25 protein-coding genes and 1 tRNA gene are annotated in these 19784 nt (G+C 54.5%); 6 read left to right on the top strand and 20 right to left on the bottom strand.

The annotated features are described in order from the left end of the window. Nucleotides 1-32: 32 nt before the first annotated feature. From sleB to H522_RS0108405, 8 genes are all read right to left on the bottom strand, one after another. On the bottom strand, nt 33-791 hold the full coding sequence (gene sleB / locus H522_RS0108440; protein ID WP_245578059.1) for a spore cortex-lytic enzyme: 759 nt from the start codon (nt 789-791) through the stop codon (nt 33-35). 140 nt (nt 792-931) lie between these two features. Then, on the bottom strand, nt 932-1138 hold the full coding sequence (locus H522_RS0108435) for a hypothetical protein (protein WP_026961973.1): 207 nt from the start codon (nt 1136-1138) through the stop codon (nt 932-934). Nucleotides 1139-1310: 172 nt separating this feature from the next. Continuing rightward, nucleotides 1311-2552 (bottom strand): Glu/Leu/Phe/Val family dehydrogenase, encoded by a 1242-nt coding sequence (locus tag H522_RS0108430; protein WP_026961972.1) that lies wholly within the window; start codon nt 2550-2552, stop codon nt 1311-1313. 237 nt (nt 2553-2789) lie between these two features. After that, on the bottom strand, nt 2790-3380 hold the full coding sequence (locus H522_RS0108425) for an adaptor protein MecA (RefSeq protein WP_026961971.1): 591 nt from the start codon (nt 3378-3380) through the stop codon (nt 2790-2792). Nucleotides 3381-3462: 82 nt separating this feature from the next. Continuing rightward, the gene (gene pepV, locus H522_RS0108420; RefSeq protein ID WP_026961970.1) at nt 3463-4842 is read right to left on the bottom strand and encodes a dipeptidase PepV; all 1380 of its coding nucleotides are present in this window, start codon (nt 4840-4842) and stop codon (nt 3463-3465) included. A gap of 60 nt (nt 4843-4902) precedes the next feature. Beyond that, a complete protein-coding gene (locus H522_RS0108415; RefSeq protein ID WP_026961969.1) occupies nt 4903-5883 on the bottom strand; it encodes a substrate-binding domain-containing protein in 981 nt (326 codons plus the stop codon). Between the two features lie 126 nt (nt 5884-6009). Further along, a tRNA-Leu gene (locus H522_RS0108410) sits at nt 6010-6092 on the bottom strand. Nucleotides 6093-6139: 47 nt separating this feature from the next. After that, entirely contained in the window at nt 6140-7486 is a 1347-nt protein-coding gene (locus H522_RS0108405; RefSeq protein ID WP_026961968.1) for an ATP-dependent helicase, read from the bottom strand. Nucleotides 7487-7655: 169 nt separating this feature from the next. Here H522_RS0108405 and H522_RS0108400 point away from each other — a divergent pair, with 169 nt between their 5' ends. Beyond that, complete coding sequence (locus H522_RS0108400; protein ID WP_245578058.1) at nt 7656-8375, top strand: metallophosphoesterase; 720 nt, start codon at nt 7656-7658, stop codon at nt 8373-8375. 75 nt (nt 8376-8450) lie between these two features. On the opposite strand, the gene H522_RS0108395 is transcribed toward H522_RS0108400, so the two are convergent. Together H522_RS0108395 and H522_RS20485 are read right to left on the bottom strand one after the other, a co-directional pair. Continuing rightward, a complete protein-coding gene (locus H522_RS0108395) occupies nt 8451-8720 on the bottom strand; it encodes a hypothetical protein (protein WP_026961966.1) in 270 nt (89 codons plus the stop codon). A 28-nt stretch (nt 8721-8748) separates the two neighbouring features. After that, on the bottom strand, nt 8749-9516 hold the full coding sequence (locus tag H522_RS20485; protein ID WP_051344078.1) for a class I SAM-dependent methyltransferase: 768 nt from the start codon (nt 9514-9516) through the stop codon (nt 8749-8751). 148 nt (nt 9517-9664) lie between these two features. Here H522_RS20485 and H522_RS0108385 point away from each other — a divergent pair, with 148 nt between their 5' ends. Next, complete coding sequence (locus H522_RS0108385) at nt 9665-10030, top strand: hypothetical protein (RefSeq protein WP_026961965.1); 366 nt, start codon at nt 9665-9667, stop codon at nt 10028-10030. Here H522_RS0108385 and H522_RS0108380 read toward each other — a convergent pair. The 5 genes from H522_RS0108380 to H522_RS21860 form a co-directional block, all read right to left on the bottom strand. After that, nucleotides 10008-10340: a rhodanese-like domain-containing protein gene (locus H522_RS0108380; RefSeq protein ID WP_026961964.1), complete on the bottom strand. Its 333-nt coding sequence runs from the start codon at nt 10338-10340 to the stop codon at nt 10008-10010. The two genes, H522_RS0108385 and H522_RS0108380, sit on opposite strands and share 23 nt — an antisense overlap. Nucleotides 10341-10436: 96 nt before the next feature. Beyond that, nucleotides 10437-11279: a C40 family peptidase gene (locus H522_RS20480; RefSeq protein WP_051344077.1), complete on the bottom strand. Its 843-nt coding sequence runs from the start codon at nt 11277-11279 to the stop codon at nt 10437-10439. Between the two features lie 111 nt (nt 11280-11390). Continuing rightward, nucleotides 11391-12092, bottom strand: coding sequence for a S1C family serine protease (locus tag H522_RS18435; protein ID WP_051344076.1), 702 nt, complete (start codon nt 12090-12092; stop codon nt 11391-11393). Between the two features lie 99 nt (nt 12093-12191). Beyond that, nucleotides 12192-12488: a DUF1450 domain-containing protein gene (locus H522_RS18430; RefSeq protein ID WP_035453148.1), complete on the bottom strand. Its 297-nt coding sequence runs from the start codon at nt 12486-12488 to the stop codon at nt 12192-12194. A 175-nt stretch (nt 12489-12663) separates the two neighbouring features. After that, the gene (locus tag H522_RS21860; RefSeq protein ID WP_169726628.1) at nt 12664-12837 is read right to left on the bottom strand and encodes a hypothetical protein; all 174 of its coding nucleotides are present in this window, start codon (nt 12835-12837) and stop codon (nt 12664-12666) included. A 50-nt stretch (nt 12838-12887) separates the two neighbouring features. Here H522_RS21860 and H522_RS0108355 point away from each other — a divergent pair, with 50 nt between their 5' ends. Beyond that, nucleotides 12888-13238, top strand: a complete 351-nt coding sequence (locus H522_RS0108355; protein WP_081411991.1) for a YuzB family protein — start codon at nt 12888-12890, stop codon at nt 13236-13238. Here the strand turns inward: H522_RS0108355 and H522_RS0108350 are convergent. Next, complete coding sequence (locus tag H522_RS0108350) at nt 13220-14020, bottom strand: DUF2797 domain-containing protein (protein ID WP_245578057.1); 801 nt, start codon at nt 14018-14020, stop codon at nt 13220-13222. The genes H522_RS0108355 and H522_RS0108350 overlap by 19 nt on opposite strands. A 143-nt stretch (nt 14021-14163) precedes the next feature. Between H522_RS0108350 and H522_RS0108345 the strand changes: the two genes are divergently transcribed. Beyond that, entirely contained in the window at nt 14164-14826 is a 663-nt protein-coding gene (locus H522_RS0108345; protein WP_245578056.1) for a PrsW family intramembrane metalloprotease, read from the top strand. Here H522_RS0108345 and H522_RS0108340 read toward each other — a convergent pair. Beyond that, nucleotides 14811-15176, bottom strand: coding sequence for a hypothetical protein (locus tag H522_RS0108340; RefSeq protein WP_051344075.1), 366 nt, complete (start codon nt 15174-15176; stop codon nt 14811-14813). The genes H522_RS0108345 and H522_RS0108340 overlap by 16 nt on opposite strands. Nucleotides 15177-15377: 201 nt before the next feature. On the opposite strand from H522_RS0108340, the gene H522_RS21855 reads away from it, so the two are divergent. Beyond that, a complete protein-coding gene (locus H522_RS21855; RefSeq protein WP_169726627.1) occupies nt 15378-15542 on the top strand; it encodes a hypothetical protein in 165 nt (54 codons plus the stop codon). Between the two features lie 89 nt (nt 15543-15631). On the opposite strand, the gene H522_RS18425 is transcribed toward H522_RS21855, so the two are convergent. After that, complete coding sequence (locus H522_RS18425) at nt 15632-16315, bottom strand: SIR2 family NAD-dependent protein deacylase (protein WP_155836286.1); 684 nt, start codon at nt 16313-16315, stop codon at nt 15632-15634. Between the two features lie 223 nt (nt 16316-16538). Between H522_RS18425 and H522_RS20475 the strand changes: the two genes are divergently transcribed. Further along, nucleotides 16539-16940, top strand: a complete 402-nt coding sequence (locus tag H522_RS20475; protein WP_051344074.1) for a helix-turn-helix transcriptional regulator — start codon at nt 16539-16541, stop codon at nt 16938-16940. Between the two features lie 286 nt (nt 16941-17226). Here the strand turns inward: H522_RS20475 and H522_RS0108315 are convergent, their stop codons facing one another. Then, the gene (locus H522_RS0108315; RefSeq protein WP_026961959.1) at nt 17227-18966 is read right to left on the bottom strand and encodes a HAMP domain-containing sensor histidine kinase; all 1740 of its coding nucleotides are present in this window, start codon (nt 18964-18966) and stop codon (nt 17227-17229) included. Then, nucleotides 18963-19676, bottom strand: coding sequence for a response regulator transcription factor (locus H522_RS0108310; RefSeq protein WP_026961958.1), 714 nt, complete (start codon nt 19674-19676; stop codon nt 18963-18965). The genes H522_RS0108315 and H522_RS0108310 overlap by 4 nt, the downstream gene beginning before the upstream one ends. Nucleotides 19677-19784: the final 108 nt, after the last annotated feature.

Raw genomic sequence — 19784 nt, 5'->3', positions numbered from 1 at the left:
TCGTCAACTCCTTTCCACCGGGTACAAATCGTCTAACGCGTAAAGATGTGGTCCCCAATCGTGACGATTTTTGGACGCCGAACCATAAATGGGTTTTGTGTCTTCTTCGGATTGTAGTAGTACAACGCGCCGTGGGACGGATCCCACCCGTGTGCAGCATCCAGGGCGGCTTGGTAAGCTTCCTTATCCGGCTGCAAATTAAACTGGCCGTCCGAGACACACGTAAACGCTCCAGGATGGAAGATGACACCCGCCACACTGTTCGGGAACTTATCGCTTTGCACGCGATTTAGGACTACCGCAGCTACCGCCACCTGCCCTTCGAACGGCTCTCCGCGGGCTTCACCATACACCAGGTGTGCGAGTAAGTTGATGTCCGATTGTGACAGTCCACCAACGGCCGTAGGAAGTTGATTGCCGGTACCGGCTGCCGCTGCCGGACGGCGTTGGTGAGGAAGGGGTCCGCGGTAGTGCCAATTCTTTGTCGCCTTGACCAGCATGATTTTGGTATGCATGTCGACGAAACCGGTAGGTTTCATACCAAAGCGGTATTGAAAATCACGGACCGCCCAGTAGGTATCCCATCCAAAGATTCCATCGACCTTGCCGTGGTAAAAGCCAAGAAATTTAAGCCGGTTCTGCAGTTCATCGACATCATAACCTTGACTTCCGTATTGCAAGTTACGGGCGGTAAACGCCTCCACCTGCAAAGACATACTCGCTGCCGGCTGAAGGCAAAAGGAGAGTAGCGCCGCCCCAATGAGGCCTATCCATCTGAGCTTGTTTAACACCGCCAGTAATCCCCCTGTCTTCGATGTTCTGCTCGGGGATATTGTCCCAAAACGGCAAAATAAATATGCCTGCCGTCACGGCAGGCATATTTATGAACCCGAAAGAACGGGCAGGACGTATACGAATTTCCTTTCGGAACTTAATTCAACGGTTCAATATCAAAATCATCTTCGTTGTCACATAAACAACGTTTAAACCCGGTTTCGATGCGCCCTTTCGCGTCTCGAACCCCACGTAAAATAAACGTTTCACCGCACTTTCGACAACGAATGTGCACTTTGACCCGTTGATTCGTCAGCGCCACGTCGTCTTGCACCCCTTCGGAGACGAGTGTTTCCGACCGCATATTTTGTACCCCCTATCGTACGTGGGCGAATACATTCCATTATGGTCGGCGCCGTCTGGTGATAAACTTTCCAGCGCACGCTATTTCATTCGTCGTTCCTCTTGAATTTCCTCCTGCGCAGCTTTTACTCTACAAGAGAAAGCCAGCCGCGCAGGTTAAACCGCCGTATCGATTAGACCCATCCCCGCCAGCGAACCGCCTCAGCCAGGCGCTTCACGCCGACGATATAGGCCGCCAAGCGCATATGAATTCCGTAGCGCTCAGCCGTTTCATAGACGGTTTTAAAGCTTGTCCGCATTACGGTCTCCAGTCGCGTTTCCACCTCTTGTTCAGCCCAATACAGCCCTTGGTTGTTTTGCACCCACTCGAAATAAGAAACGACGACCCCACCGGCGTTAGCCAAGACATCCGGTACAACCAATACGCCTTTGTCCGCGAGGATCTGGGTCGCCCGAGACGTCGTCGGTCCATTCGCGGCTTCAACCACAATCGCAGCCCGAATCCGCTCCGCGTTTTCGGCGGTAATCTGGTTTTCAATCGCCGCTGGAACCAGGATATCGCAGTCGGATTCCAGGAGCTCACGGTTAGTAATCGTGTTCTTGAACGCTTTGGTTACTGTTCCAAAAGAATCCCGACGGTCGAGCAAGTCGTCGATATCCAAACCGGCCTCATCATACAGGGCGCCATAAGCGTCTGAAATCCCGACAACTTTAGCGCCTAGGTCATGCATCAATTTGGCCAGATAACTCCCGGCATTGCCAAAACCTTGGATAATAATCCGTGCATCCTCAAGCTTTATCCGTCGGACACGGGCCGCTTCAGAAATACAGATGGCGACACCCCGTGCTGTCGCGCGTTCGCGTCCGCGGCTTCCCCCTAGCACCAACGGTTTCCCCGTGATAAATCCTGGTGAATCGAATTCGCGGATACTCGAATACTCATCCAACATCCAAGCCATATTTTGCGAATTGCTGAAAACATCGGGAGCCGGAATGTCCTTGGCAGGTCCTACAATTTGACTAATGGCCCGCACGTAAGCGCGACTCAGGCGTTCAATCTCAGCAAAGGACATTTCGCGCGGGTCGCATACAATGGCCCCTTTGCCGCCACCGTACGGCAGTCCGGCAATCCCGCACTTGACTGACATCCAAATCGAAAGCGCCTTGACGTCTTCCTCCGTGACATCGGGATGCAGTCGAATTCCGCCTTTGGTCGGGCCGATAGCGTCATTGTGTTGCGCCCGATACCCCGTGAACACCCGTACGCTGCCGTCGTCCATACGAACCGGGAACCGGACGGTTAATACCCGAATCGGCTCCTTCAGCAAATCAAGCATCTGTCGGTCGTACCCTAGATAAGTGAGGGCTTCCTCAATCACTTCTTGCGTATTTGCATAGACATCCAAGTTATCCATGTCCGCCGCCCTGGACGAGCTTGCGTCGGTCTGCGCTTGCATCATCATACCCCTTTAAACATCAGCGAACTCGTCATTCATCAAACCGTCAACAGTATACAATGAAGTTGGTATACGATAAAGAGCACAGAAGAGAACCTCAGGAGCGACGCTTCGCGGTATAAGGAGGTCAGAAAGAAAAGCGGGCCAGCTGGCCCGCAGTTCATGCCTTGATCAAGAGGTTCTCGAGAATCATGATTACAGCGGAAACATACGCACCAAATCTGCCACGGCGTTATCGCGCAGGATGCATTTTCCGTATTCTTCCAAAACGGCGTATGTGGTATCCGAAAACTCACCAAACTCATTCAAGAGTGCCCACAATGGGTCATAGTCCTCTTCAGCCAGTCGTTCCTCATCAAAATATAAATGATATTTTCCTTTATATTCGTAAAGGGTGCCGCCTACATCGTAGTTCGGCCAGATGGCATGTGCGGCCCGAACCACTTCCTCAAAGTCTTCAAACCGAAATGCAAAGGACGAAAACACGTCAGGAGTCAATTCCACATCCATTTCCTCATCTTCGTCCTCATCCGGCGCTGGCAGGCTGGGCACGCGGGTGACAATCACGACCACACCCTCTGTCGGCATCGTGAACGCTTCAACCGCGATGGGGCCAGCAATCTCAAATCCGACTTCTGTGTAGGCGGTCTCCATAATATCCCAAAAAAGTTCTTGAACCTTGCGGCCGTTCTTCCAAATTTCATCGCGATCGATGCCGCGTTCTTCAAGGTCGTCGTAGCTGACAAAGATGCGTACCTTATCTTTGGCAATCCGCTCCACTCGCATTGAGTTCTCCCTCCTTTGTCTACCCAGACGGCCCGCGCCACGATCCGTGCAACAAAGCGCCTTGATCTGGCGACTGGAGTTGTTACAGCGTATTCGCCAATTCATAAATGGCATGCGCGTATATCTCGACACACCGAAGAAAATCGTTGATGCTCCAGTATTCATCCCGACGGTGCGCCAGGTCAGGCTGCCCTGGAAATAAGGGACCAAAAGCAACCGCGTTTGGGATGACCCGTGCATACGTCGCTCCGCCAATGGCCAACGGGGTCGCTTTCATTCCCGTATGTTCCTCATATACCCGTTGTAACACCTGCACCACCGGGCTGTCCAATGGCACATAATGGGGCGCCATATCGCCCTCCAGATGTACCGACCACCTATCCGATACATATTCTCGACACTTCTCCAGCAATCCTTCACCATCTTGACCAGCTGGATAACGGATATTGAACCAGAAGCGATAGCGACCGTCGGTCAACTCCGCGCAGCCCAAGTTGCTGGTCAAAGGCCCAGTGACTTCGTCTGCTGTATCGATGCCAAGACTCTTTCCGCGCGTGTCCTGAGCCGCAATCACGTGCCACATAGATGCGTTCGCGATATTGCGATTGCTCAAGAGCGTCGCCAGTTGAACAATCGCGTTTACGCCTTCATCCGGCGTACTGCCGTGTGCGGACACGCCGCGAACCGTCACTCGCAGCTTAGATGCGTCACGTTTGACCGCGACATCAATGTGATGTTGACGCGCCTCTTTATGCAAGTGCTGTTCCCACTCTTGTGCGGCCGTCTCCGAGTGACAGTCAATCTCGATGTCCGCCTTATCCGGCACCATATTCGGTCTGTCTCCGGCTCGGAAATGAATCACGCACGGGGCCATGGAGTCTTTGTCAGCCGTCATTTCCAGGCAGAGTGTAGCCACACCTTTTTCCGCATGGATTAACGGAAAATCGGCATCCGGCGTAAACCCACCTAGGGGTAGAGGCTCGACCGAAAAATAATGGCGCATGCATTTCCAGCCGCTCTCCTCATCAAGTCCGAAAATCAGACGGACCTTGCGCCTTGTTGTCAAACCGAGTTCTTTTAAGGCGATGAGCGCCCACACGGTGCTCCAAGCCGGACCCTTATCGTCGATAGCGCCACGGGCATAGATGCGCCCATCATGAATCTCCGCCCCAAAAGGTGGATGGCTCCAACCCGGGCCCACCGGTACTACATCCAAATGGGAGAGCACAGCCACATAATCCTCGCCCAATCCGTACTCCACATGTCCGGCATACCCATCTAGATTGGCGACCGAAAAGCCGCGCTTTGCCGCGTAATCAAGCACGTAACCCAAAGCCTGCGCGGGTTCCTCTCCGAAAGGCTGACCTGGCTTTGACGGTCCCTCGACGCTTGGAATCCGCAGCAAGCCCTGCAAGGAATCAATCATTTCTTGTCTGTGCTGTTCAACAAACTCGCGGATCATTTGAACTGTGTGCCTCCTCCGCAGTCGCCGCGGTGTCGGACAAGAAAACCCATTCCACAATTAGGTAGAAAGACGTTCAACGATGTTATGCTGTAAAATCACCGTATAATTTTCTACAGGCTCGTCACGCAGAAATTTGGTCAACAAGCGCATCGAGACCGCTCCAAAGTCATACATAGGTTGAGCAATGACTGACATCTTCGGACGCACCATCTCCGCCAACCGCGTGTTATCAAACGCAATGACTTTGAGGTCCTGCGGAATGGAACGGCCCAGGTCTTGCGCAGCATGAATCGACGCCAGCCCAAGTTCATCGGACGCCGCCACAATCCCATCAATTTCGTGTTCCTTGAGGCACTCTTGAATCCGTGGCAAGGCACTTTCATAACGGCCGTCACGGGTTTCAATGCGAATCAACGGTTGGCCGTTCAAGCTGGCCTGCAGCCCTCTCCCGCGCCGATCCGCCAGGACCGATCGACCTTCTTCCACGGTCACAAACGCGATATGCTTGCACCCGCGCTGCATCAGATACTGGCCGGCGTCCGCACCCGCCTGGCGATTGTCAATATTGACCGAAGGAATCCGGCGCTCTGGGTCCTCTGTCGCGCACAAGACGACAGGGATTTGCGCCTGTTCAAAGGCACTGATGTGTTCTTTGCGCAGCTTGTCTGTCATATAGATGATCCCGTCAACCTGTTTCTCCCACATCGTCCCAACCAAGTCGATTTCGCGTTCCAGTTGCGAATCCGAGTTGGTCAAGATGATTTGGTATGCGTACATGGCTGCAATATCCTCAATCCCTCGGACAACTTCCGCGACGAAAGCTGCCGACACATCAGGAACGATAACGCCAATGGTTTGTGTCTTCTTACTAGCCAGTCCTCGAGCTACAGCATTCGGCCGATATCCTAACGCGGCGATGGCGTCCAGCACACGTTTTTTCGTTTCTTCCTTGACGACCGCCGTTCCGTTGAGGACTCGAGAAACGGTGGCCATGGACACTTTCGCTTCGCGTGCAACATCATATATGGTAACGGGCATGCTGGTCACCCCCAACGACTTTTTTCTATGATACCATGCGGATGCACTCAATATATACCAAATCGCGCACCGGATTTAGGCGAGATATGACAAAAGGACGGCAACTGAAACCGTCCTGTCCCAAATTGGTGCGGGTGAAGGGACTCGAACCCCCACGGTTGCCCGCCAGAACCTAAATCTGGTGCGTCTGCCAATTCCGCCACACCCGCATGGATAGCTTCTTTGCTCATGTATACCGTCAGCATGTTTTATTATATCACATCCCTCGGCAAAGCAACAGGCCGGACTCTTGAATGTACGGGAGGGGACGCACGGTTTCATGCTGGCAGCGTTCTGGCACATGAATGTACAACACATGCCTGGCCCGCGTCATCCCTACGTAAAACAACCGGCGTTCTTCCTCGGAGCCTTGCGCATCGGGCATTTCTCGGTCCGACTCGGATAGGTTGACGGGGAAGTACGGGTTGTTGGTTACCGCGCCGATAATATGGACCACGTCCCACTCTCGCCCCTTGGCCTCGTGGAGGGTATGAAACTCGACCCTCTGCGGCAAGGGGGACAATCTACGGACCACCCGTACCAGTTGCTGCCGTGTACGGGCCAAAACCGCAGTGCTCGATCCGCCGCCAGCCCTGAGCAGACGGCAGACGGCCTCCGCCTGCGTCTCCTCGTCCGGCCAAAGGAGGCCTTGACATATCCCTGGCTCGTTGTGAACCGCTACCATCGGCTTGTCCATGCGCTGGCGATTATGTTCAATTAACTTTCGAGCATGGGTGACGATACACGTTGTTGAGCGGAAATTTCGTGAAAGGAGCGCCTGCTCAGTGCCTGGCATGTGGGAGGAAAACCTCAACAGCCACTGAGGACTCGCGCCGCGAAATCCGTAAATCGCTTGATCATCGTCTCCGACCACGCAGACCTTCGCGCCGCTTAGCTTCGACATCCGGAAAAGAATAAACCATTGGACCGCGTTGGTATCCTGAAATTCATCGACCAGGATGTACTTCTGGTGACGAAGCCAGGGCATCTGCGGCCCGTCTGTGTGCTTGTCCAACAAGTCGCACATGGCAAGTAAAAGGTCGTCCAAATCGCAGCGATTATGCCGTCGTTTCAACGATTCGTAGGCCGCTAAGACTCGTTTCCACCTCCGCGGCGGTTCCGCGGGCGGCCACTCTGACTTGTACCGAGTCACATACGCGAGTGCCTGCCGCACCTGCCACGGCGTTGGCGTCATCCCACACATCTCCAGGGCGGTACGCATCAAACGAGTTTGTTCTGAGGCATGCAAGGGGACCCGAACCTCATATCGACACTCCAAAAGGGCGTGAAACACCTGTGAATGAAAGGTCCCCATCCGAACCGCTTCCAACTCCTCTTTGACGATTCGGCGCTCGGCAGCTACCCGTCGGTACAGCTCAGCCGCTGCTTGCCGCGTGAATGTCATGACAGTCACGTTTCGTCCACGCAGGGAACCTGTCCGTAACAGGTGCTGAATGTGTCCTGTCAAAACTGCCGTCTTGCCACTACCGGGCGCCGCGAAGATGACCCGGTTGGCGCATGCCCCGTAAACCACGCGCGCCTGTTCATCCGTCCAGCGTGTCATCCTCCACTTTCACCTTCTCTGTGCCTTCGCTTTTAGGACCGAGTCTCTCAGAAATCCGGGCTGTCTGCCATGATGTCAAGGAGGAATTGTATGTCCTTCGCAAAGCTGTTTTGCTTGTCCGCAATTTCGACCCGCCATTGGTTTGCTGGGGAAAAGGCGGCTTGCTATGATGGAACACAGAAAGGACTGGACGCTGATGAAGTTTTTTGCGCTGGCTGATCTGCATCTGGCCAACGCGGTTGACAAGCCGATGGACAAATTCGGCAAGCTGTGGCACAACCACCAGGAACGCATTCAGACCGCTTGGACCCAGTCTGTGTCTGACGACGATGTGGTCCTTGTGCCGGGAGACATCTCGTGGGCATTGACGCTGGAGGAGGCCCTTCCGGATCTACAATGGATTGGCACTCTACCCGGGACGAAACTGTTGGTTCGCGGGAATCACGACTACTGGTGGAGCAGTATCAGCCGAGTCCGCCGCAGTTTGCCAGATCATGTTCAAGCCATTCAGAACGATGCGGTGGCTTTGGGCGGATACGCGTTTTGCGGAACTCGCGGCTGGCTGCTGCCGTCCCACCCGCAGTTTCAACCAGATAGGGACGAGGCGCTCTATCGGCGTGAGCAAGAGCGTCTGCGTCTCTCTCTACGCGCCGCCGCCGACTTCGAGCTGCCAATTGTATGCATGCTCCATTATCCGCCGCTGAGTCATCTTGGGGAAGATACACGGTTCACGTCGCTGCTCAGCGAATTCGGGGTTCAGCTTTGCATCTACGGGCATCTTCATCATTCTGCCCACCGGTACCGGTTTGAAGGTGAAAAGGATGGCGTTTCCTACCTCCTGGTGAGCGCCGATTACCTGCAATTCCAACCGCGCTTACTCCCGCTCTAAACACTTTCAACGTATCGAGGAAGCGGCCGAATCCGCCGCTATCTCAGGACCCGGCCACGCTTCGTTAAGCCGCCTTTAATGTGGAACATTTCCAGTATGTTCTTGATGCCGCTGCGCCTGATAGGACCGTGCGTGACGAGCCAGCTCGAACACTTGCTGCAGGGCCTGGACGGCGGTGCCGGCGCGTTCTTGCACCCGTTGCAGGGCCGCCGCTTGACGAGAGGAATCGTGATCAATCGTACGCAAGTCTTCATCCAAAATCTCGTGCATATCGGTCAATGCCGCATGGGCGGCTGACCACAACTGGTGCATCTGCGCAAACCGCTCTTGTTGCTCAGAACCCATTTGGACCATCCTCCACGGAGGTTTTTTCTTACCCTACCCTGCTCGTCTGCCCGCTATCCCCGGTCTGCTGTTTCCACCCCGTCAGGACCACATAGGCCAGTGAGCGGTGATTGGCCTGCATCCACTCCGCATTTTCCGTTAAAACGCGTATGACGTCAGGATTTTTGAACGCGTTTGCACTCGTTAGATTAAGGGTTTCCTCGATAGGGTCTGGCTCAAACGCATCCTCGGGGCGTACCGGTCGGGACATCAGGGTCTTGACCTCTGTAAAACCGTGATCGGCGAACAGTTTTTTCCACGCAGTCAGATCGGGAACCCGGCGGGCACCGTAAACTCGTTCGGCGGAACGGCGCCAAGCCTCGGTCACTGGACCGAATAGCATCATTTCGACGTCGAGAATTTGCCCCCCGTCTCGCAGCACACGTGCATACTCCGAGAAGGCTCTGGCGACATCCTCGACAAACACGTTGACCGATTCCATCCATAGGACGTCAAAGCTTGCGTCCGGGAACGGCAAGTCCTCTGCGGACGCTTGGATAAACTCCACCTTGGCCCCGGTCAAGGCCGCACGCCTCTTGGCCTTGTTCACCATCTCGCGACGAACATCGACTCCGACCGCGTAACATCCGTACTGCTGTTGCGCGTAAACCAGTGTCCGGCCCGTACCGCATCCGACTTCGAGGACACGCGACGACGAATCTAAAGGGATGCTTCTTAACCATTCAAGAGTCGTCCGGAACCCGCCCGGATGTGCACTTCCTGTCCCGAGAACCGCCAACACGTCTTGGTAGTCCATATACCCACCTCCATCTACCGCCTTCTATTGCGTATGGAGCCGGGCTTGACCACGAATGGGCGATTTGTGGCTTTTCCCGTCCACGGCGTGTTCGAGTTGCCTCGAAGGCCAACGCCTGTTAAGGTGTGGAGAGGAGGGGCTGTACAAGATGGAAACTCGGATTGACAAAATCTACATTTTGTCCGTGGAAGAGCCTGGAGACTTCGTATTTTCACCCGCCGGCGTGGTCATCCTACTGGAAAACAAACACTTTAAGGTATATTCTTCCAGTTCTGAACACAATCGATACCGAGCAACACTTCAACGTTATTCGTGGAAGGAGTTGGAAGATGGAATCCATCATCGGGGGGCCGATTATCGCCTAGAGGACGTTACTGCGGATATGGCGCGCCACGGCTGGGTGGACGCCAGCAGCACGCCAGACATCCTGCATTGCTTATACGAGACCAACCCGCGACAAATGTTCTTCCTCAAACGCGTCCTGCAGTCGATTACGGATTCGAGCCCGTCTTGATATCGCCGTCCCAGGCGAGCATGCCGCCATCGAAATTTCCGATCCGCTTGAATCCGTTGGCCTTTAAAAATTCGGCCACCCGCTGCGACCGATTGCCGCTGCGGCAGACAAAAACGTACGATTCGTTCGGGTTAAGGTCCTCTATCCATTTCGCGACGGCTTCCATGGGACGCAGTGGAATGCCTGGAATGTGCCCAGACGCATACTCTTCCGGTGTCCGTACATCAATGACTTGAACGGTACCTTCTTTCAAGATCTGCTTGAGTTCGTCGGAAGAATATTGCGCTACGCCGTTCCGCTCAGTTGCCACTTCTTACACCTCCAGCCCTGGCGTAACCCGCTACTTGCAGCCCATATTACGCCTACCGGATATGTTGACATGTCGTAGACATGAAGTCAAATGACCTTAGGCGTGCCACGGTCGTCTTGCTCCCAGGTACCGTTCTGCATAGTAGGGCGCATCGAGGTGACTGACCACCACACCCACCTGGGCATTCAGTGCTTGCACCATCAGTCCATTTCCGACATAGACGGCCACATGCGTGGGTCCCGCTCCCGTGGTCGAAAAAAACACCAGGTCCCCAGGTTCGAGCTCTGCGCGCGAGACGCTGCGGCCGCAATCGAATTGCTGGAAGGAGGTACGAGGTATGGCAATCCCGCATTTCGCATATACGTATTCCGCAAAACCGGAACAATCAAACGCGTTCGGGCCTTGTGCGCCATACACATATGGGTAGCCGACAAAACTCAGAGCCATTCGAGCGATGCTCGTTCCCGTTTGCGGTGCTCCACCGACCACGGTCGATGCTGGTTCTTGCGACCCGGATCGGACCGGAGTCTTGGTCGTTGCCGTCGGTGGTCGCCCGCCGCGGCTGGCTAGATGCGGTGACCCTATCACAGGTTGTCGTGGTTTTCTCCGTTGTTCCCTTTCATGCAGCGAACGTCGGGCAATGGCGAGCATCGATGCCGCGTCTTCCCGACCCAAAACCTGTACGTTTAGAGTACGCGGCCTTCTCCACGAGGGTGCGAACCGATTCTTTGTCACAGAGAACGAGACCTCGCGCAGCCGCAACCTTTGGCGCAGGTACTCCACGGGAATCTTCCCCACCTGAGAAGCACTCCGAAAATCGGTAGCCGAGTGTCGGGCGGATTGAACTTTGACCGGCGCGTGCGCGTTCTGTTCCGCGGCCACGAAGAGCGAGACCGCCGCCAAGGACGATCCGGCCATGAAAGCCGAGCGGATCGACACGAACAGTTCCCCCCTGACCATATCCATAGCGCAGACTTGTTCTTGATGATGCTTACGCTCCGTTTCGGCAGATTATGTACAAATCCGCCCTCATGGTTGTGGGCGGATACGTCAGAGAATTTTTTTAATACATTCCCGCAGCACCTCCGCCGAAATGGCAAAACCGATGCCTTGCGAGCTTTGGCTGACTGCGGTGTTCATGCCGATGACCTGACCGCGCATGTTAATCAACGGACCGCCGCTGTTGCCGCGATTGATGGCGGCATCCGTTTGAATCAGTTTTGGGTATTCCCTGTCGCCAATCTGCAGGGGCCTGTCTTTGGAACTGATGATGCCCGCAGTCACCGAATGATCGAGACCGAGCGGAGAACCGATGGCAACCACCCACTCCCCGACACAGATGTCCTCCGGCCTGGCGATCCGCAAAATCAGCTTGGGGGGATCCAAGTTCGTTTTGAGAATGGCGATGTCATGAACATAATCCGTGCCCACAATTGAGGCGCGCACCGGGCGTTTGCGGCCGTAAAACCGTAGCAGTACCTGACTTGCTCCGTGTATGACGTGTTCGTTGGTCAAGATGTAACCCCTGGGATCAAAAATAAACCCTGTGCCAATATTCACACTGCGGTAGCTGGGGCCGCCGTGATCCCAAGGTGCGACAATCGAAAATAAGCGGTTCTGAGACGGGTCGTGAATGACTTCAATGCCCACCACCGCCTGCTTGTAGCGCTCAACAATCGGGACAAAGTTGGGTAATCCGATGCCGCTTTGCTGTTTCTTCTTCGCGGCTGCGCGCTTATGTCGACCTTTCAAGGGATTCACCTCTGATTCGAGGGTTCAGATCCGCTGTTGATGGATCTTATTCCGCCCGATATCAATCAGTGAGGTGATACCCCTTGAATCCACGCCCGCCTATTCGGTGGCATCCTGGGCAGCCATCACGGCCCGATACGTTCCTGGCAACGGAGGGGTAGTCAAGACACTCGTACCCCGTTCTAATTTCTCGTACAGTCCACGGGCATCCCGCGCCGCCACCACGCCGGTGTTGCGTATGGCAAACGGGACGTCGGTACACAGACCGCACATATCTAAACAATCACTGCAAGCCATTTCGACATCCGGATGCTGCTCTTGCAGGAGGTCGTACACCGGTTGACTGAAGCGCTCGAGATTCTTTTTACACCATTTGATGCTGACCGAGGCCTTCATCGTTGCTCCCCTTCCCACACCGCGTTTTCCAGGACGGTTCAAGACGTGACGCAATTGACTCCGGGGTTCGGAACGCTGTCTTCCTTCCCAATTGTAACGCAAAGGGTGCGGAACCGTAAGCAACGTGATAGGTTGACGGGCTCGATGGACTCGGTCGCGACGATGTTGTAGAATCCTATGGGCATGTGCTGTGCCGATAGCGAATCCCGTAATTTCCTTTGCGCGTTCGAAACACTTGGACTTTGGCTGGTTTCAAACCCTGCAACAGACGGTCGTCGCGGACGCACATCGCAACGTACGAAGCGACGGCTTTGGAATCATAAAGACGGGCTTCGTAAATCCAGGACATCTAGGCTGCCTCCTTTTCCGAACCTAGATTGCCCGCAAGGGGGAAAACCAATGCCACACCCGAGTCGGGGTGCATGCGTCCGCCCGGCGGATACAATCCACCCAGGAGGCGGCTTCGGGTATATGGAGGGGGGACTAGAAGTGTCCATCGGTGGCTTCATTCTGATTGAAGTCTGCGATGCAAATCCGGCCTGCGTACCCGAACTGTTTCAACTGGAAGAAGCATTCCCGGGTGTTTCCGTCTTGGAAACCAGTTGTTTAAGCGAATGCGACCTGTGCGCAGAGCGTCCGTACGTGTTCTTTAACGCTGAAATTGTCTCGGCAAAGGACGTGCCGACCCTGCTGGAAGAGGTGAAAACACGCATTCAGGAGCACCTTGAGCTTTACAATACGGAAATCTGAACCTTGTATCCGGCGTGTCGCTTGACGGGAAAGACGCCATTGGAGAGCAACAAGTACTGGCCTTTTACGCCGATTAACTCGGCCTCAATGTGCGGTTGACGATCTAACGCGAGCGTTGTCAGGTCTACCTGCGCTTTTTCCATACGTGGATAGGAAAAATAGTGTACCGTCGCGTCGGACACCAAAAACGGACGCCAATCCGCCTCCACAGCGGGCATTAACTCGTTTCGCAGCGCTTCCAAATCCGCATCCTCAATGTCATCGGCGAGCATTTTCCGCCAATTCGTCTTATCGGGTATCCGTTTTGCAAGCTCCATTTCGAGCTCGCCCGCTTGTTTTCGCGTGGGCACTTCGGCAAACAGCATCGCCTTGACCGCTCCTTGATCTACCCACCGGGTGAACTCGCGCCCTTTCCGTGTCAGTCCAACCTTCACCCCGCTACTGACCGCCAGATAGACATAGTGGGGAATCATGCAATGGGCTTCGCCCCAGTTTGGATTACGGCACGTTCCCTGATGATAGTGACATTCATGCGGCTTCACGATGCATAGGTCGCATTCGGCCAGTGTACGCACACACGGAAAGCAGTACCCGTTTTGATAGAGCTTTTTGACGATCCGTCCGCAGTGGATACACCGTTTCTGCTCCAAGAAATGGATTTGAATCCGGCTGCCGATAGCCGCGTTCAAAGGCAACGACGCCGTATCGGTATGCAAACGGTATGCGACCGGATTGGCCACCCGGTGCGTCAGCTCCCGCAGAAATCCTTCTACCATCGACATCCGTTTCACCTCAGAATCAGTCTTATTCCACTGTACCATGCTTCCCGCCGAGAAACCAATCCGACCTCGGCCGTCCTTTCTGGACATGATCTCGGACGAACCGGGCACCCTAGGTGGCGAATGGGGGATTTGGGGGGATATTCATGTTGTATGCCGTTTTGGCCATGATTCCAGTGACCTTGTTTATGGTTTGGCTGTACACGCGGGACAAACTGCATCCGGAGCCTAAACGGGCTGTATACCGACTATTCCTGCGTGGGGCTGCCATTGTCTTGCCAGCAGGGTTAATCGAACGGCTATTGATGTCGAACTGGACGCAGAGCCAAATCGGCGGCTTACCCGCCGTCCTCATGACCGCCTTTTTCATCGCGGGAATGGTAGAAGAGTTTTTGAAGGCCAGCATTGTCGAACGCGGGGCGATTGAGAAGGGACTCGTGAAAAGCCCCATCGATTCCATTGTCTACAGCGGTGCCGTGGCACTCGGGTTTGCCGCTGTAGAAACCATCCTCTACGTGACAAGTTCCGGCTTTGCAACGGTCATTCTCCGATCCGTCACGGCGGTGCCAGCTCATATGATGTTCGGCATCCTGATGGGGGCATCCTTCGCAGAATCCATCTGGGGCCAGCGCAGTCGCGGTTGGGCCTACATCATTCCGGCTATCGCCCACGGCATCTACGATACCTTTGCCTTGGCTGGTGGTGTCCTTCCCGACTTGCTCCTGGCTATCTACTTAATCGTCCTTTTGGAATGGTCCCTGCGCCGCATCCGGCAAATGAACCGTTGGTCCCTTCAACGAGTGTCATAACCATCCTTGCCAAACGGCTTCGGTCCCGCTGGAATCCCTTCGAAGACGTACAACCACCCTTTACGGGCACGAAAAAGTTGAATTGACACTGAATCATCCAACATTAACATCTGAAACAGGTTCATGTCCGTCTTGAAGTATGGACTCAGGTGCTCGTCATGCAATCGAAGATTGATGACCCGGAAGCGTTCTTTTTCCGGGACAGGAATCCCCTCAACCCCTTCGATGTTCTCCCATTGCACACTTTCAATCCAGTCTTGGCGCGCCACCTTACGTTTCAAGTACTCATAGACGTGACGGCTGGCTTTCGCCTTGCGGCTCGCGTCGCTGACAAAGCCATGTTTTAACACAGCCAGTCCCCCTTCCTCGCGACTCGTATGTTATCATAGCGCACTGAAAACGGCTCCGACAAACCCCGTATCATTGCCATCTGCCTGAGCCGTTCGTTATGTGGTCATCCGGCCGGGCCTTCCCAAGAGACGGCTCTGGTTTACACTGCTGAGAACTGAATGCTATGATAAATTCAAACAATGGAGAAAGGATGGCCGGACGTGTTTAAGTATTACCTTGGAATCGCCATTATGTGCGTCTTTTTCGCGCTTACGGCACTCTTTTTCTCTCAGCACGCAGCCACCTTAGCGACCATCTTCCTGGCAATGTCGGGTGCCTTTGTGGCCCTAGCGTTTGTCACTTCGGGGCCAGAGCATAGGTGGTAGTCGACTGGACACAACCGTTTGTGAGTTCTTGTATGGGTCACCACTCGGCAACAGGCCCGGGTGCCGGGTGGTGATTTCGTATCTGGCCGTCAGGTTCGCCTTGTTAACAAGGGAAGCACCCACTCTGCGTCTCGATTGATGGAAATCACTTCGACTCCCCTTTTCTCGGCAATCTGCGGTAATTGCCGCACAGGGTCCATTTCCAGTTTCGTTCCCACAATCATCACAAAGTCGGCCCTGCCCAGCCAATCGACAGCGCGACTGAAATGACGGATAGGTTCTCCTTCCAAACTGATTCCAGGGCGCAGCACCACGCCACAGAACGGACAGTGCGGAATCGACGCTTTCCAGACCAGCTGACTCTGAAAAATGTGAAGACAACCCGGACAATACAGCTCACGCAGATTTCCGTGTAGTTCAATCAAATTCAGGGTCCCCGCATCACGGTGTAACCCATCAATGTTTTGCGTAATCACGTCAAGCCCGGCCGCTGCCAATGCAATGTGGGCGGCGTTGGGCCGAGCTGTCCGCCACCACTTGAGAATCCGCCGATAGGCTTCATAAAACCGCGCGGGCTGCTCAGCCAATAGATCTGGACGAAAAAAGTCTTTCAACCGAACCCCTGCCACAACCTCGTCCAGCAAGGGAACCCCGCTAGCGAGACTGATTCCAGCCCCAGTAATGGCCACGGGAAACGAAGTCCGCTGCAACAGGTGCCGGATAACCAAAGCATCATCCGTCTTGAAACGCATACTTAAGGTCCGTGGGTCCATCGGATATCCCCCATGTTGCAGGATGCCCGAATTTGGGTGGCCTATGAATGAAGCACATCCTCATAAAGCCCGCCTCACGCATCGATACCGGACTAAGTTCGAAAAATCGACCTTCGATGTCTACAAAAAGATAACAATATTCGACGTTAACTATTTACAATTCAAAAGTTCAGCGCTAGTGTAATAGACGTAAGTAAAATTCTGCACAAGGAGGAAATGAGCTTTGGATTCATCGTTTGGCGCCCGGATTCGTAGGCTTCGTCAAGAGCGTGGATGGTCTCAGCAGGAGTTGTCACTTCGTTCCGGAATCTCAACGCCACATATTTCTTCCATCGAACGCGGGAAACGATTCCCTTCTCTGGACTACGCGCTGCGTTTGGCCAATGCTTTAGGTGTATCCTTGCCCGCGCTGTGCGATCCACGTCGGGAACTACGACCTCCAAAGATGAAGAACTCTCCGGATGAACTGCCTTCGTACCTGCAGAACTTTGTCTTGAATGAAGCCTCGACTCCGTATTTAGAGATGGCGCATCGATTGAGTACGCTTCCGAAGGAGGACACAGAGTTTTTGTCGCTTGTTGTCGAACTCCTTGTCGAACGTCGGCAGATGCATTCAGAAGTGTGATGGGAAACCTATGGGTGATGCCTCGCATAGGGAGAAGATTTCCGGACAAGCGGCATCAGCCACATAAAAACTCTGCCGAATTTCACAGGCGCCGGTACCGGCGCCTGTGTCACCACAAAATTTTGATTCCATATTTCCCGCCTGAAGTCCGAAATACACCAACATATTGAGGCACCTTTTGCAGAACTCCTTCGGCGTTGCGTATGCGAGCCACCAGACAATCTGCCTGGAATCGGGTATCGAACATCTTCATGTAATATACCCAGGCCAAAGCGCTCCCTCCATGTCAATTTTCCACCAACGGAATCGAGACCGTGAAAGTGGTTCCTTTACCGAGCTGACTGTTCACGACGATGTCGCCGTCATGTGCCTCCACGATATGGCGGGTGATGGCGAGGCCAAGCCCTGTTCCCGAGCGACCTCGGGTGCGGGCTTTGTCGGCCTTGTAAAATCGTTCCCAGATGTAAGGGATGTCTTCCTCTGGGATACCGCTGCCCGTGTCCCGGACTTCAATTTGTGCATACCCGGCGCTCTCACGAACAGTCAGACGGACCTCCCCGCCCTTATCGGTGTGGCGCAAAGCGTTATCCACCAAATTCGTAAATACCTGCTCCAGTCTGTCCTCATCCCCGCGCACGCAGACGGCCTCAGGCGCAAATTGTCCGTCCAGGTGGATGCCCCGCTCCCCAGCTAGGGTTTGGAATTTGCGTACGACTCGGCGAACCACTTCGGTGATGTTGACCTTCTTGAACGTCATTTGGAACTGCCCGGACTCCAGTTGAGCGAGATCCAACAGGTCATTGACGAGGCGCTTCATCCGTAACGCCTCATCGTGAATAATCCCCGTTAGCTCCCGGCGTTGTTCCGGATCATCCCCGAATTCATCTAAAAGCGCCTCTGCGTACCCCTGCATCATACTTAACGGCGTGCGAAGTTCGTGCGAGACGTTGGCGAGAAAGTCCTTGCGCAGGCGGTCAAGACGTCGCTCTTCACTGATATCACGAAGAACCGCGACTACGCCCCTGAGGGTTTGCCCATCCGACTGATACAACGGGGTCATGGTGACTAAAATGTCGCGGGCTTGCCAGGACCATTCTCGAGTCACAGGTTTGCGAGCGTCGATGACCGCCTCCATCTGTCGCTGCAGGTCCACCGGAAGACGGGTGGAGTCGGGAACACCGGTTGTCGCCAACGAGGTGGACTGAAGGCGCCGCCGCGCCGGTGGATTGGCTAAGGTGATGTGGCCGTCCAAGTCTGCCGCGACCACGCCGTCATGCAAGGATGCGAGAATGTTGCTGAGCTGTTCCTTCTCAAAAGATAAGGCCGCAATCGTTTGTTTGAGTTCGTCCGCCATGACATTGAATGTCCGGCCTAGGCGCCCTACCTCGTCGTTCGTAACCACGTCGATTTTTCCGTGGAAGTTACCCTGAACCATCTGTTCTGCGGCTTCATTCATCTGCAGCAATGGACGCGACAGGTTTTTGGAGACGACAAACGCCAAGCCGGTTGTCAGCAAGATCCCTAAGACCATCGCGAAAATGATGAGATTGCGCATCAAGGAAATGGGCTCATCCAAGGCACGGATGTTTTGCCAAACCTCCAGCATGCCGGGATGGTCCTTGGAATTCAGACGCAGGTACACCGACACCATGTCGATCCCGTTTGATTCCCCGGAAATGACCACTGGCTTGCCGCTGAGGAAGGTGTTCCGCTGCTCCGGCGTGAAACGCTGATAGGCGGACGCAAGACTCGGATTCGACGTCAAATCGAAACTCAAGGTAACGTGGATATCCGCCTGCTGAACATACGCCATCTGTTGTGCGACCTGCAGGGCCGCCGTCGGATTTCTCGTGTTGTTAATGGAGACTTGCACACTTTGTGCGAGTCGCGACAACTGTCTTGCCTGTTGACGATAGACATAGTTGTCAAAAAACTGCTGCAACAAAATCGACAACAGCGCCAAAACCACCACGACCATCCCGACGATGGTCAGCCACAGTTTGGCGACAATGCTGTTGCGTATCAATGGCTCCCAACCTCAAACTTGTATCCGACACCCCACACGGTCACAATATACCCGCTCACTTCTTGGGATGCATGTCCTAACTTTTCACGCAGCCGCTTGACATGCGTGTCGACTGTACGCTGGTCGCCGTAAAACTGGTAATTCCACACATCGCGCAGGAGTTCCTCACGGCTAAACACCTTTTCAGGCCGCTGTGCCATGTATACCAGCAAATCAAACTCTTTGGGCGTCAAGGCAACTTCTTTGCCCGCCACCTCCACCCGCCGAGCCTCAATGTGAATATTTAAATTGGGAAACGTTAAAACCGGTTGTAGTTCGGTCCGAGCTGTATCGCTCTCACCAACCCGTTTGAGCAGCGCTTTGACGCGCATCACCAATTCCCGCGGACTGAAGGGCTTTACGACATAGTCGTCCGCCCCCAGCTCAAACCCATGGATGCGGCTCACCTCATCGCCTGCCGCCGTCAACATAATGATTGGAGTCTGTGCGTGCTGACGAATCTGTGCACATACATCGCGACCGTCCATTTCAGGCAGCATCAAATCGAGGATGATGAGCGCATAGGGCTGGCTCAAGGCCGCCTGCAGCGCGGTTTTGCCGTCCGCGGCTTCATCCACCGCGAAACCGCTGCGCTCCAGGTACATCCGGACCAAGCGGCGGATGCGTTCTTCATCATCCACCACCAAAATCCGAGCAGGCTCCTGATCCATCCGAAACCCCTCCTCGTTCACCGCTGCCTTTCATTATGACAATTGGTTCGCCCCTCGGCAACATCCTCACAAAAGGTTGTACGGACCCTTGGATGCAAAAAGCGACAA

The organism is Alicyclobacillus herbarius DSM 13609 (assembly GCF_000430585.1).
GTDB classification, from domain to species: domain Bacteria; phylum Bacillota; class Bacilli; order Alicyclobacillales; family Alicyclobacillaceae; genus Alicyclobacillus_G; species Alicyclobacillus_G herbarius.
The sequence above is the reverse complement of the archived record's forward strand: the minus strand, read 5'-3'. Positions and strand labels throughout refer to the sequence as shown.